This window comes from Leptothrix discophora, assembly GCF_030705305.1.
In the GTDB taxonomy this organism is placed as follows: domain Bacteria; phylum Pseudomonadota; class Gammaproteobacteria; order Burkholderiales; family Burkholderiaceae_C; genus Sphaerotilus; species Sphaerotilus discophorus.
In genome coordinates, this window is sequence record NZ_JAUZEE010000015.1 from 1 (window position 1) to 13,359 (window position 13,359).

The 13,359-nt window shown below is 68.9% G+C and carries 10 protein-coding genes; 8 read left to right on the forward strand and 2 right to left on the reverse strand.

The window, feature by feature from the left end:
* Positions 1-219: 219 nt before the first annotated feature.
* Positions 220-870 (reverse strand): GntR family transcriptional regulator, encoded by a 651-nt coding sequence (locus Q8X39_RS19205; protein WP_305751310.1) that lies wholly within the window; start codon positions 868-870, stop codon positions 220-222.
* Between the two features lie 128 nt (positions 871-998).
* Here Q8X39_RS19205 and scpA point away from each other — a divergent pair, with 128 nt between their 5' ends.
* The 6 genes from scpA to Q8X39_RS19235 all read left to right on the forward strand — a co-directional run bounded on the left by scpA (position 999) and on the right by Q8X39_RS19235 (position 9,092).
* Entirely contained in the window at positions 999-3,164 is a 2,166-nt protein-coding gene (gene scpA / locus Q8X39_RS19210) for a methylmalonyl-CoA mutase (protein ID WP_305751311.1), read from the forward strand.
* 77 nt (positions 3,165-3,241) lie between these two features.
* Complete coding sequence (locus tag Q8X39_RS19215; RefSeq protein WP_305751312.1) at positions 3,242-3,730, forward strand: GNAT family N-acetyltransferase; 489 nt, start codon at positions 3,242-3,244, stop codon at positions 3,728-3,730.
* Positions 3,730-4,767: a methylmalonyl Co-A mutase-associated GTPase MeaB gene (gene meaB / locus Q8X39_RS19220; RefSeq protein ID WP_305751313.1), complete on the forward strand. Its 1,038-nt coding sequence runs from the start codon at positions 3,730-3,732 to the stop codon at positions 4,765-4,767. Before Q8X39_RS19215 ends, meaB begins: the two co-directional genes overlap by 1 nt.
* A 92-nt stretch (positions 4,768-4,859) precedes the next feature.
* Entirely contained in the window at positions 4,860-6,392 is a 1,533-nt protein-coding gene (locus Q8X39_RS19225; RefSeq protein ID WP_305751314.1) for an acyl-CoA carboxylase subunit beta, read from the forward strand.
* A 136-nt stretch (positions 6,393-6,528) separates the two neighbouring features.
* Complete coding sequence (locus Q8X39_RS19230) at positions 6,529-8,616, forward strand: acetyl-CoA carboxylase biotin carboxylase subunit (RefSeq protein ID WP_305751315.1); 2,088 nt, start codon at positions 6,529-6,531, stop codon at positions 8,614-8,616.
* A gap of 8 nt (positions 8,617-8,624) precedes the next feature.
* Complete coding sequence (locus Q8X39_RS19235) at positions 8,625-9,092, forward strand: VOC family protein (protein ID WP_305751316.1); 468 nt, start codon at positions 8,625-8,627, stop codon at positions 9,090-9,092.
* Between the two features lie 8 nt (positions 9,093-9,100).
* Here the strand turns inward: Q8X39_RS19235 and Q8X39_RS19240 are convergent, their stop codons facing one another.
* The gene (locus tag Q8X39_RS19240; protein WP_305751317.1) at positions 9,101-9,709 is read right to left on the reverse strand and encodes a Uma2 family endonuclease; all 609 of its coding nucleotides are present in this window, start codon (positions 9,707-9,709) and stop codon (positions 9,101-9,103) included.
* 175 nt (positions 9,710-9,884) lie between these two features.
* Here Q8X39_RS19240 and Q8X39_RS19245 point away from each other — a divergent pair, with 175 nt between their 5' ends.
* Both Q8X39_RS19245 and Q8X39_RS19250 read left to right on the forward strand, forming a co-directional pair.
* The gene (locus Q8X39_RS19245; RefSeq protein ID WP_305751318.1) at positions 9,885-11,795 is read left to right on the forward strand and encodes a propionate--CoA ligase; all 1,911 of its coding nucleotides are present in this window, start codon (positions 9,885-9,887) and stop codon (positions 11,793-11,795) included.
* A 215-nt stretch (positions 11,796-12,010) separates the two neighbouring features.
* Positions 12,011-13,255 carry a GNAT family N-acetyltransferase gene (locus Q8X39_RS19250; RefSeq protein ID WP_305751319.1) on the forward strand — a complete coding sequence of 415 codons (1,245 nt, stop codon included), beginning with the start codon at positions 12,011-12,013 and terminating at the stop codon, positions 13,253-13,255.
* Positions 13,256-13,359 lie beyond the last annotated feature (104 nt).

The window sequence follows — 13,359 nt, forward strand, 5'->3', positions numbered from 1 at the left end:
ACCGGCACGTCGAACTGGCGCAGGATTTCCTTGCCTTGGTACTCGTGGATCTTCACTGGGATCGCTCCTCTTGGGGGATGGGGAAGGCTGGCGGGGCGGGTCGACCGGTCGGGTCGCCCCGGCCGGGGCAGGCGTGGCGGGCCGAACTGTGCGGGGTCAAGCTGACCTCAAGCTGAGAAACGCGGCACGTCGTCTGCGCCCGTGACACGGTGTGTGGCTTCAGGCCGCCGCAGCGGCCAGGCCGTTGTCGAAATGGGCCTGCATGAGCTGGCGCACCGCCTCGGCATCACGCGCCTCGAAGGCCCGCATGATGGCGCGGTGCTCTTCGAGGGACTCGATCAGCCGCCCCTCCTTGAACAGCGAGTGGTGGCGGTTGAGCTTCATGACCTTGCGCAGGTCGCTGATCATCTGCTGCTGCCAGCGGTTGCCCGCCAGCGCCAGGATCTGCATGTGGAAGGCCTCGTTGGTGGCGAAGAAGAACTCGCGCTGGTGGACCTCGCGCTCGAGCTGCTCGTGCAGCGTGCGCAACTGGCCGAGCTGGGCCTCGTCGGCATGGCAGGCGACCCAGGCCGCCGCGTCGCTCTCCAGCAGCGCGAGCAGGTGGTAGACCTGGCGCACGTCCTCGGTCGACATCTCGGTGACGTAGGCGCCGCGGCGCACCTTCATCGTCACCAGGCCCTCGACCGCGAGCACCTTCAGCGCCTCGCGCAGCGGCGTGCGGCTGATGCCGTAGTCGGCCGCGAGCTTCTGCTCGTCGATCCAGCTGCCGGGCTCGAGCTCGCGGTTGAAGATCTGCTGGCGCAGCCGCTCGGCGACGTCCTGGTACAGGGCGCGCGGGGACAGCTGGGACTCGGCAAGGGGGAGGGCCACGGGTGGGGTTCCGACGACGTCAGGCGTTCATGGATCTTGAATTCATAATTATGCATCATGTATCATCGCTGGCAATCCCAGGTCCCTCCGCCGGGTTCCCGCCCGGTCAGCCCTTGCCAGGAAGCGTCATGTCGCAGTCGAACGAGTTCCATCCCGCCACGCTCGAACAGTGGGCCAAGGCGGCCGCCAAGTCGGCGCCCGGTGGCGACCTGTCGTCGCTGGACTGGGTGACGCCCGAGGGCATCCGGGTCAAGCCGCTCTACACGGCGGCCGACACCGCCGGCCTGCCGCACACCGACACGCTGCCGGGCTTCGAGCCCTTCATCCGCGGCCCGCAAGCGACGATGTATGCGGTGCGGCCCTGGACCATCCGCCAGTACGCCGGCTTCTCGACCGCCGAGGAATCGAACGCCTTCTACCGCAAGGCGCTGGCCGCTGGCGGGCAGGGCGTGTCGGTCGCCTTCGACCTCGCGACCCACCGCGGCTACGACAGCGACCACCCCCGCGTGACCGGCGACGTCGGCAAGGCCGGCGTGGCGATCGACTCGGTCGAGGACATGAAGATCCTGTTCGACGGCATCCCGCTGGACAAGGTCTCGGTGTCGATGACGATGAACGGCGCGGTGCTGCCGGTGCTGGCCGGCTACGTCGTCGCGGCCGAGGAGCAGGGCGTCTCCCAGGAACTGCTCAGCGGAACCATCCAGAACGACATCCTCAAGGAGTTCATGGTCCGCAACACCTACATCTACCCGCCCGAGCCGTCGATGAAGATCATCGGCGACATCATCGAGTACACGGCCCAGAAGATGCCGAAGTTCAACTCGATCTCGATCAGCGGCTACCACATGCAGGAAGCGGGCGCGAACCAGGCGCTGGAGCTGGCCTTCACGCTGGCCGACGGCAAGGAATACGTCAAGACCGCGCTGGCCAAGGGCCTCGACGTCGACGCCTTCGCCGGTCGTCTCAGCTTCTTCTGGGCCATCGGCATGAACTTCTATCTGGAGATCGCCAAGATGCGGGCCGCGCGCCTGCTGTGGTGCCGGATCATGAAGGGCTTCGACGCGAAGAACCCCAAGAGCCTGATGCTGCGCACGCACTGCCAGACCTCGGGCTGGTCGCTGACCGAGCAGGATCCCTACAACAACGTCGTGCGCACCACCGTCGAGGCCATGGCCGCGGTCTTCGGCGGCACCCAGAGCCTGCACACCAACAGCTTCGACGAGGCCATCGCGCTGCCCACCGAGTTCAGCGCCCGCATCGCCCGCAACACGCAGCTGATCATCCAGGAAGAGACCCACATCACGAACGTCGTCGACCCCTGGGCCGGCTCCTACCTGATGGAAAAGCTCACCCAGGACATGGCCGACCAGGCCTGGGCCATCATCGAGGAGGTCGAGGCGATGGGCGGCATGACCCGCGCCGTCGACAGCGGCTGGGCCAAGCTCAAGATCGAGGCCAGCGCGGCCGAGAAGCAGGCCCGCATCGACTCCGGCCGCGACGTCATCGTCGGCGTCAACAAGTACAGGCTCCAGCAGCAGGACGCCATCGACATCCTCGAGGTCGACAACGTCCGGGTGCGCGACGGCCAGATCGCCCGCCTGCAGCAGATCCGCACCACGCGCGACGCCGCCAAGGTCCAGGCCGCGCTGGCCGCGCTGACCGATGCCGCGCGCAGCGGCCAGGGCAACTTGCTGGACCTGTCGATCCAGGCCATGCGCCTGCGCGCCACGGTCGGCGAGATCAGCGACGCGCTGGAGTCGGTCTACGGCCGCCACCGCGCCGACATCCAGAAGGTCACCGGCGTCTACGCGGCGGCCTACGACTCGGCCGAAGGCTGGGCCCAGCTGCAGGCCGAGATCGCCGCCTTCGCCGAGGAACAGGGCCGGCGCCCGCGCGTGATGATCGCCAAGCTCGGCCAGGACGGCCACGACCGCGGCGCCAAGGTGGTGGCCACGGCCTATGCCGACCTCGGCTTCGACGTCGACATGGGCCCGCTGTTCCAGACCCCCGAGGAATGCGCCCGCCAGGCGATCGAGAACGACGTGCATGCGGTCGGCGTCTCGACGCTGGCGGCCGGCCACAAGACGCTGGTGCCGGCCATCATCCAGGCACTCAAGGACCAGGGTGCGGACGACATCATCGTGTTCGTCGGCGGCGTGATCCCCCAGCAGGACTATGGCTATCTCTACGACGCCGGTGTCAAGGGCATCTTCGGCCCGGGCACGCCGATCCCGGCGTCGGCCAAGACGGTGCTCGAGCAGATCCGCGCGGCCGTCGGCAGCGCCACCGCCTGAGCGCACGCGGGGTGGCCTCCCTCTCGGCACATGCGCTGACGCACACTCGGCGGGTCGCGACTTTTCACGTCCTCGCCATGTCCAGCGCACCCACCTATCCGACCGCCCGGCTGACCCTGATGCCCGCCGGCGAAGGCGACTTCGAGGGCCTGCTCTCGCTGCGCATGGCCGCCATGCGCGAGAGCCTGGAGCGGGTCGGCCGCTTCGATCCGCAGCGTGCCCGTGAGCGTCTGAGCCGCGGCTACAACCCGGCCCACACCCGCCACATCCTGCGCGATGGCGAGCTGGTCGGTTTCGTGGTCGTGATCCCGCGCGAGCAGGACCTGCTGCTGGACCACCTCTACATCCACCCGAGCGCGCAGCGCGAAGGCATCGGTGCCTGGGTGATGCGCCAGGTGCTGGCCGAGGCCGATGCCGCGTCCAGCCCGGTCAGCGTGACCGCGCTCAAGCACAGCGACGCGACCCGCTTCTACGAACGCCACGGCTTCGTGCTGCAGGCCGAGGGCGAGTGGGACCTCTACTTCCGCCGGCCGGCCCGACCGGCCAGCGACGACCCCGTCACCTGATGTCCGACCTGTCCGCCAGCGGCGCACTCCTGCCCATCGACCAGAGCCTTGCCGACGCCCTGCTGCACGGGGCGGAGGCGCCGCGCCGGCGCGCGCTGGCCAAGGCCATCACGCTGCTGGAATCGACCCGGCCGGACCACCGCGCCCGCGGCGACCTGCTGCTCAACGCGCTGCTGCCGCACAGCGGACGGTCCTTCCGGCTGGGCATCTCCGGCGTGCCGGGCGTGGGCAAGAGCACCTTCATCGAGGCGCTGGGCCTTTACCTGATCGGCCTCGGCCACCGCGTCGCGGTGCTGGCGGTCGACCCGTCGTCGACCGTTTCGGGCGGATCCATCCTGGGCGACAAGACCCGCATGGAGCAGCTGTCGGTCCACCCGCAGGCCTACATCCGGCCCAGCCCGTCCAGCGGCACGCTGGGCGGCGTGGCCGAGAAGACCCGCGAGTCCATGCTGCTGGCCGAGGCGGCCGGGCACGACATCGTCATCGTCGAGACCGTCGGCGTTGGCCAGAGCGAGACCGCCGTGTCGGCCATGACCGACATGTTCGTGCTGCTGCAGCTGCCCAACGCCGGCGACGACCTGCAGGCGATCAAGAAGGGCGTGATGGAGCTGGCCGACCTGGTGGTCATCAACAAGGCCGACATCGACGTGCATGCGGCGACCCGGGCGCGCTCGCAGATCACCTCGGCGCTGCGGCTGCTGGGCATGCATGGACACCCCGACCATGCACACCACGATGCGCAGATCTGGCATCCCGAGGTCATCCAGCTGAGCGCGCTGAAACAGCAGGGCCTGGCCCCGTTCTGGGACTGCGTCTCGCGTTTCCGCTCCCTGCAGACCGACAACGGCCGGCTCGCCCAGCGCCGCCAGCAGCAGTCGCTGGCCTGGATGTGGGAGCGCATCGAGGCCGGCCTGCGCGCGCGATTCAAGGGCCACGCCGCCGTGCAGGCCCAGCTTGGCGCCTGCACCGACGAGGTCCGCGCTGGTCGCCTCGCGGCCTCGGTCGCGGCCCGGCGGCTGCTCGACCTGATGACGTGATGACCTGAACCGATCCGCGATCCGCTTTCCCCCGTTCCCTCTTTTTCCCTTCCCCAACGATCTCACCCACCTCCCGACGAGGAGCAAACGACATGCACGACATCCAGCAGATGCTCGAAGAGAAGCGCGCCAAGGCCCGGCTGGGCGGCGGTCAGAAGCGCATCGACGCACAGCACGCCAAGGGCAAGCTGACCGCCCGCGAGCGCCTCGAGCTGCTGCTCGACGAGGGCACGTTCGAGGAATGGGACATGTTCGTCGAGCACCGCTGCGTCGAGTTCGGCATGGCCGACAACAAGATCCCCGGCGACGGCGTCGTCACCGGCTACGGGATGATCAACGGCCGCCTGGTGTTCGTGTACAGCCAGGACTTCACCGTCTTCGGCGGCGCCCTGAGCGAGTCGCATGCCGAGAAGATCTGCAAGGTGATGGACCAGGCGATGAAGGTCGGCGCGCCGGTGATCGGCCTGAACGACTCGGGCGGCGCGCGCATCCAGGAAGGCGTGGCCTCGCTGGGCGGCTATGCCGAGGTGTTCCAGCGCAACGCGATGGCCTCGGGCGTGATCCCGCAGATCAGCATGATCATGGGCCCGAGCGCGGGTGGCGCGGTGTACTCGCCGGCCATGACCGACTTCATCTTCATGGTGAAGGATTCGTCCTACATGTTCGTCACCGGACCCGAGGTCGTGAAGACCGTGACGCACGAGGAGGTCAGCGCCGAGGAACTGGGCGGCGCCTCGACCCACACCACCAAGAGCGGCGTGGCCGACCTGGCCTTCGAGAACGACGTCGAGGCGCTGCTGATGCTGCGTCGCTTCTTCAACTACCTGCCGCTGAACAACCGCGAGAAGGCGCCGCAGCGCCCCAGCGGCGACCCGGCCAACCGGCTGGACCTGTCGCTCGACACGCTGGTGCCGGACAACCCGAACAAGCCCTATGACATCAAGGAGCTGATCGCCAAGGTCGTCGACGACGGCGACTTCTTCGAGCTGCAGCCCGACTACGCCGCCAACATCGTCATCGGCATGGCCCGCATGGAAGGCCAGACGGTCGGCATCGTGGCCAACAACCCGCTGGTGCTGGCCGGCTGCCTGGACATCAAGAGCAGCATCAAGGCCGCCCGCTTCGTGCGCTTCTGCGACGCCTTCAACATCCCGGTGATCACCTTCGTCGACGTGCCCGGCTTCATGCCCGGCACCTCGCAGGAGTACGGCGGCATCATCAAGCACGGCGCCAAGCTGCTCTACGCCTATGCCGAGTGCACGGTGCCCAAGGTCACCGTCATCACCCGCAAGGCCTACGGCGGTGCCTATGACGTGATGGCGTCCAAGCACCTGCGTGGCGACGTCAACTTCGCCTGGCCGAACGCCGAGATCGCGGTGATGGGCGCCAAGGGCGCCGTGGAAATCATCTTCCGCGAGGACAAGGGCGACCCGGCCAAGCTGGCCGCCAAGGAAGCCGAATACAAGGCCCGCTTTGCCAACCCCTTCGTGGCCGGCAGCCGCGGCTTCATCGACGACGTGATCCAGCCGCACGAGACGCGCAAGCGCATCTGCCGCTCGCTCACGATGCTCAAGGACAAGAAGGTGGAGAACCCGTGGCGCAAGCACGGAAACATTCCGCTGTGAGCCCCCACGCTCCCTGTCGGTCGCTGCCCCCCGTGGGGGCTCATGCAGCGGACCGGCAAAGCCGGATCCGCGCATGCGGCTTGAATGAACGCTCGTCCGATGGCTCTGCCGCCGGACATTGCTGAAAGAGACAGACATGTTTACGAAGATCCTGATCGCGAACCGGGGCGAGATCGCCTGCCGCGTCATCAAGACCGCCCGCAAGATGGGCATCGCCACCGTCGCCGTCTATTCCGAGGCCGACAAGGACGCCCGCCACGTCGAGCTGGCCGACGAGGCCGTGCTGCTGGGCCCGGCGCCCTCGCGCGAGTCCTACCTCGTGGCCGACAAGATCATCGCGGCCTGCAAGCAGACCTGCGCGCAGGCGGTCCACCCGGGCTATGGCTTCCTGTCCGAGAACGAGGACTTCGCCCGCCGCTGCGAGGAAGAAGGCATCACCTTCATCGGCCCGAAGCACTACTCGATCGCGGCCATGGGCGACAAGATCGCCTCCAAGAAGCTCGCCAACGAGGCCCGCGTCAACACCATCCCCGGCTGGAACGACGCCATCGAGTCGGCCGAGCGGGCGGTCGAGATCGCCCAGGGCATCGGCTACCCGGTGATGATCAAGGCCTCGGCCGGCGGTGGCGGCAAGGGCCTGCGCGTGGCCTTCAACGACAAGGAAGCCTTCGAGGGCTTCTCGTCCTGCCGCAACGAGGCCCGCAACAGCTTCGGCGATGACCGCGTGTTCATCGAGAAGTACGTGCTCGAGCCGCGCCACATCGAGATCCAGGTCCTCGGCGACAGCCACGGCAACGTGGTCTACCTGCACGAGCGCGAGTGCTCGATCCAGCGCCGTCACCAGAAGGTGATCGAGGAAGCGCCGAGCCCCTTCATCAGCGACGCGACCCGCCAGGCCATGGGCGAGCAGGCCGTGGCGCTGGCCAAGGCGGTGAAGTACCAGAGCGCCGGCACGGTCGAGTTCGTCGTCGGCAAGGACCAGGACTTCTACTTCCTGGAGATGAACACCCGGCTGCAGGTTGAGCACCCGGTCACCGAGTGCATCACCGGGCTGGACCTGGTCGAGCAGATGATCCGCGTGGCCGCCGGCGAGAAGCTGTCCTTCGGCCAGGCCGACATCCCGCGCCAGGGCTGGGCGATCGAGTGCCGCATCAACGCCGAGGACCCGTTCCGCAACTTCCTGCCCTCGACCGGCCGGCTGGTGCGCTACCAGCCGCCGCAGGCCGATCTGGAGCAGGGCAGCGAGACGCTGCAGGGCCCTGCCTACGCAGCCGGCAGGTTCGGCGGCGTGCGCGTGGACACCGGCGTCTACGAGGGCGGCGAGATCCCGATGTTCTACGACTCGATGATCGCCAAGCTCATCGTGCACGGCCGTGACCGGAACGACGCCATCGCCAAGATGCGCGAGGCGCTCAACGGCTTCGTGATCCGCGGCATCAGCAGCAACATCCCCTTCCAGGCCGCGCTGCTGGCGCATCCGAGGTTCGTCACCGGCGAGTTCAACACCGGCTTCATCGCCGAGCACTACGCCAAGGGCTTCAAGGCCGAGGACGTGCCGCACGACGACCCGCTGTTCCTGGTCGCGCTGGCCGCCTTCGTGCGCCGCAAGGCCCGTCAGCGTGCCGCCGGCATCAGCGGCCAGCTGCCCGGCCACGGCGTGACCATCGCGCCGGACTTCGTCGTCGCGGTGATGGGCGCCGAGGGCCAGCACGCCTACCACCCGGTCAGCGTCGGTGCCTACGACGCGGCGGCTTGCACCGCCAACGTGGTGGTCGGCGCGGGCGAGGCGGCCCGCACCTACGCGATCCGCAGCCACACCAAGCTGGGCGACCTGATGATGACCGGCGCGGTCAACGGCAAGCCCTTCACGGCCCAGGTCGAGCAGGGTTCGGCCAAGCGCCCGCTGGCCATCCGCGTGGCCCACAACGGCACCCAGATCGACGCGCTGGTGCTGTCGCCGCGCGCGGCCGAGCTGATGAAGCTGATGCCCTACAAGGCCCCGCCCGACACCAGCAAGTTCCTGCTCTCGCCGATGCCCGGCCTGCTGGCCGACGTCGCGGTCCAGGTCGGCCAGAAGGTCCTGGCCGGCGAGAAGCTGGCGGTGATCGAGGCCATGAAGATGGAGAACATCCTCGTCGCCCAGCAGGACGGCGTCGTCAAGGCCGTGCTGGCCGGCAAGGGCGAAAGCCTGTCGGTGGACCAGCCGATCCTGGCGTTCGAGTGAGCCGCGACATGAGCAACCCCAAGCCCTTCAAGATCCTCGGCATCCAGCAGATCGCCATCGGCGGCCCGAGCAAGGACAAGCTCAAGTCGCTGTGGGTCGACATGCTCGGCCTGACCGTCAAGAGCACCTTCGTCAGCGAACGCGAGAACGTCGACGAGGACATCTGCGCGCTCGGCAGCGGCCCGACCGCCGTCGAGGTCGACCTGATGCAGCCGCTCGATCCGGACCGCAAGCCGGCCGTGCACACGACGCCGCTCAACCATGTCGGCCTGTGGGTGGACGACCTGCCCCAGGCGGTCGCGTGGATGAGCGCGAACGGCGTGCGCTTCGCACCGGGCGGCATCCGCAAGGGCGCCGCTGGCCACGACATCTGCTTCATCCACCCCAAGGGCAACGACGAGTTCCCGCTGGGCGGCGAGGGCGTGCTGATCGAGCTGGTGCAGGCGCCGCCCGAGGTGGTGGCGGCGCTGGGCTGACGCGCCGGTCAGCCGGCGGCGGCCTCCGTGGCGGCCCCGGCCACACCGAAGTCCACGTCCTCGTAGACCTGGTCCATCGTCAGCGACAGCCCGAGGCTGGCCAGCTCGATCGTGGCGCCCGGCCCGGCCGGGTGCAGCACCCACAGGCCCTCGGCATTGCGGCGGAACAGGTCGACGTGGGCGCGGTCGGCCTCGACCAGCAGGTATTCCTGCAGGCTGGGCAGGCGTTGGTACAGCTCGAACTTGAGGCCACGGTCATAGGCGGCGGTCGAAGGCGACAGCACCTCGACGACCAGCCGTGGCGCGGTCTTGCTCGTCTCGGCCTCCGGCGTCAGGTCGACCGGCTCGCAGGTGACGAAGACGTCGGGGTAGAGCACCGAGTCGACGGCCTGAACGTGGACCTTCATCCCTTCGATGTGGGTCCGGCACGGCGTGCCTCGCAGGCCCTGCTTCAGGCTTGAGGCCATGTTCAGCGCGATGGTGTTGTGCGTCGCGCGGGCGCCCGTCATCGCGAACACCTCGCCGCCGACGAACTCGTGGCGTTCGGCCTGCTGTTCCTCCCAGGCCAGGAAGGCTTGCAGGTCCATCTTGGGCGTAGGCTTGAGAACCGCAGACATGTCAGACCCTTCGTGGGCAGGTGGTGGCGCGATGGTAGTGCCAGCATCGGCGCGGCTTCTGGCGTGACGGGCCCTCGGAACCGCTCGTCCGACAGCACGCTGTCAGCCGCACACCTTGTAATTATGAATTCTGGGGCGCGCACTTCTGCCGACCCCGCCGATCAGGAGACGACCGATGACCGCTGCCCCCCAAGACTTCGCCGCCTTCCACCGCCGGTCCATCGAGGACCGCGACGGTTTCTGGGGGGAACAGGCCCAGCTGATCGACTGGCACCAGCCCTACACGCAGGTCTGCGACACCAGCCGGCCGCCGTTCGCGAACTGGTTCGTCGGCGGCCAGACCAACCTGTGCCACAACGCGCTGGACCGCCACCTGAAGGACCGGCCGGACCAGGCCGCGCTGATCTTCGTGTCGACCGAGACCGACACCGAGAAGACCTACAGCTACCGCGAGCTGCATGCCGAGGTGCAGCGCTTCGCGGCGATCTACCAGTCGCTGGGCGTCGTCAAGGGCGACCGCGTGCTGATCTACATGCCGATGATCCCGGAGGCCGCCTTCGCGATGCTGGCGGCGGTGCGCATCGGCGCGATCCACTCGGTGGTGTTCGGCGGCTTCGCCAGCCACTCGCTGGCCAGCCGCATCGACGATGCCAGCCCCAAGGTCGTGGTCAGTGCCGATGCCGGCATGCGCGGCGGCAAGGTGGTGCCCTACAAGCACCTGCTGGACGAGGCCATCACCCTGGCCGGCAACAAGCCGGCCCGCGTCGTGATGGTCAACCGCGGCCTGGCCGACTTCGCCCGCGTCGACGGCCGTGACGTCGACTACGCCAAGCTGCGTGCGCAGCACCTCGACGCGCAGGTGCCGGTGACCTGGGTGGCGTCGGACCATCCGTCCTACATCCTCTACACCTCCGGCACCACCGGCAAGCCCAAGGGCGTGCAGCGCGACACCGGCGGCTACACCGTCGCGCTGGCTGCCTCCATGCCCCACATCTTCATGGGCGAGCCGGGCGAGACCTACTTCAGCACCAGCGACATCGGCTGGGTCGTGGGCCACAGCTACATCATCTACGGCCCGCTGATCGGTGGCATGGCGACCATCATGTACGAGGGTCTGCCGATCCGCCCGGATGCCGGCATCTGGTGGAGCCTGGTCGAGAAGTACAAGGTCACCGTGATGTTCAGCGCCCCGACCGCGGTGCGCGTGCTCAAGAAGCAGGATCCGGCCTTCCTGAAGAAGTACGACCTGTCCTCGCTCAAGGCGCTGTTCCTGGCCGGCGAGCCGCTGGACGAGCCGACCGCGCAGTGGATCTCCGACTCGCTGGGCGTGCCCATCATCGACAACTACTGGCAGACCGAGACCGGCTGGCCGCTGATGGCGATCTGCAACGGCGTCGAGCGCGCCCCGAGCAAGTTCGGCTCGCCCGGCAAGGCGGTCTACGGCTATGACGTGCAGCTGATCGACGAGAACACCGGCCAGCCCATCACCGAGCCGGACCGCAAGGGCGTCGTCGCCATCAACGGCCCGCTGCCCCCCGGCTGCCTGCAGACCGTCTGGGGCGATGACGCACGCTTCGTCAGCACCTACTGGACGAGCATCCCCGGCCAGCAGATGTACAGCACCTTCGACTGGGGCGTGCGCGACAAGGACGGCTACTTCTACATCCTCGGCCGCACCGACGACGTCATCAACGTGGCCGGTCACCGCCTGGGCACGCGCGAGATCGAGGAGAGCATCTCCAGCCATCCGGCAATCGCCGAGGTGGCCGTGGTGGGCGTGGCCGACCAACTCAAGGGCCAGGTCGCGATGGCCTTCGCGGTCGTCAAGGACGCGGCCCGCGTGGCCGATCCGGCCGATGCGCTCAAGCTCGAGGGCGAGGTCATGAAGGTGGTCGACGACCAGCTCGGCGCGGTCGCCCGGCCGGCCCGCGTGCGCTTCGTCACCGTGCTGCCCAAGACCCGCTCGGGCAAGGTGTTGCGCCGCGCCATCCAGGCGGTCTGCGAGGGCCGCGATGCCGGCGACCTGACCACCATGGAAGACCCGGCCGCGCTGGCCCAGATCAAGGACCTGGTGCGCCCGGCCTGATCGACGTCCGCCCGCTCCCGCGCACAGCCACCCTCCGGGGTGGCTTTTTCACTTCTGGATGGGCTGAAGCGGTCGAATTGCACACGCCGCGTGGCTCGGCGGCGGTGCCATCCCCTGGATGCGCCCAGCGCCCACCGATGACGAGCGGCCGGGGCTATAACGGCGCCCGTGCGTGCCTGCGGGCGACGCCTTCCGCACAGGAGCCAGCCCCCGACATGACCGCCGCGCGCACGACGACCGACCTGATCGCCTGGCCCGAGATGCTGGCCCGCCACCGCACCGCCTGGCTGCAGCTCTGGCGAGCGAGCGGCGCCGTGCCGGACCTCGGCCCGACCTGGGCCGAGGCGCTGGTGTCGGGCCACCGGATCGATCCGTCCGAACTGCATGTGCTGGTGGGCTGGTCGGACGATGCGCGGGCCGGTGTTGATGCGGATGCGGATACGGATGCGGCTCGACTGCGCTGGGTCTGGCCGCTGCGCCGCCGCTCGGTGCGCCGTGCGGGACTGCGCTGGTCGGTGCTGGGGCCACTCAACAATGTCTACACGCTGCACAGCGGCCTGCTCTGCGCCGGGGGCGACGAGGCCTCGGCACATCAGGCCCGGGAACAGGCCTGGACCGCGCTGCAGCGCCAGCCGCTGCGCTGGGACTGGTTCGAGGTCGACAGCGTCGTCGCCGGCAGCGCCGAGCATGCGCAGTGGCAGGCACTGGCCGCGCGCGACGACGCCGGCCTGCGCAGCGTGGCCATCCACCGCTCGCCCTACCTGCGGCACGAGGGCACGCTCGACGCGTTGATCACGCAGCGTTCGCGCAACTTCCGCGAGAAGATCCGCGCCCGCCGCCGCGAACTCCAGCGTGGCTGCGCGCCGGGCGGTGCGCTGGCCTGGCGCCAGTACACCCGGCCCGAGGAGATGGATGCCTACTTCGCGCTCGCGCGGCAGGTCGAGCTGCACAGCTGGAAGCATGCCGAGGGCACCGCGATCACCTCGCGTGAGTGGGAAACCGGCTTCTACGCCAGCCTGCTGCCTGGCCTCGCGGCCGAAGGCCAGACCGTCTGCACGGTGCTGTTCCAGGACGGCCTGCCGGTCGGTCACAGCATCGACCTGCGCTGCGGCGCGCGCGTCTACGGCGTCAAGTGGACCTACGACATGAACCACGCGCGGCTCAGGCCGGGCGTGCTGCTGATGGTCGGCCGGCTCGACCAGTACCTGGCCGACGGCGTGACCGAGTTCGACTTCCTCGGCGAGGCCGAGGCCTACAAGCTGCAGTGGACCGCGACCACGCGCGATCACCTGCGCCTGCGCCTGCACGCGGCCTCGCCACGCGGGCGACTGGCGCGTGCGCTCGACGACGTGCTGGCGCGCCTGAAGTCGCTGCGTCGGCATGCCGCACCGCCCGCCGCACCGGCCACCCCGCCGGACACGGCCGATGCCGGCGTCACGCTGGCCGCGCGGGACGACTGAACCCGAGGCCGGCGGCTGGCGCCACGCCGCCATCGCCTGCGTGCAGGAAGTCGCGCAACCTGGTCTCGTCCGCTCGCGTGCAAGGCATGGACTGGCGCCATCGC

Excerpts from the sequence above, each read along its gene's own strand:
- scpA (WP_305751311.1), top strand. The coding sequence starts at position 999 with ATGTCGCAGTCGAACGAGTTCCATCCCGCCACGCTCGAACAGTGGGCC.
- Q8X39_RS19215 (WP_305751312.1), top strand. The coding sequence starts at position 3,242 with ATGTCCAGCGCACCCACCTATCCGACCGCCCGGCTGACCCTGATGCCC.
- meaB (WP_305751313.1), top strand. The coding sequence starts at position 3,730 with ATGTCCGACCTGTCCGCCAGCGGCGCACTCCTGCCCATCGACCAGAGC.
- Q8X39_RS19225 (WP_305751314.1), top strand. The coding sequence starts at position 4,860 with ATGCACGACATCCAGCAGATGCTCGAAGAGAAGCGCGCCAAGGCCCGG.
- Q8X39_RS19230 (WP_305751315.1), top strand. The coding sequence starts at position 6,529 with ATGTTTACGAAGATCCTGATCGCGAACCGGGGCGAGATCGCCTGCCGC.
- Q8X39_RS19235 (WP_305751316.1), top strand. The coding sequence starts at position 8,625 with ATGAGCAACCCCAAGCCCTTCAAGATCCTCGGCATCCAGCAGATCGCC.
- Q8X39_RS19240 (WP_305751317.1), bottom strand. The coding sequence starts at position 9,709 with ATGTCTGCGGTTCTCAAGCCTACGCCCAAGATGGACCTGCAAGCCTTC.
- Q8X39_RS19245 (WP_305751318.1), top strand. The coding sequence starts at position 9,885 with ATGACCGCTGCCCCCCAAGACTTCGCCGCCTTCCACCGCCGGTCCATC.
- Q8X39_RS19250 (WP_305751319.1), top strand. The coding sequence starts at position 12,011 with ATGACCGCCGCGCGCACGACGACCGACCTGATCGCCTGGCCCGAGATG.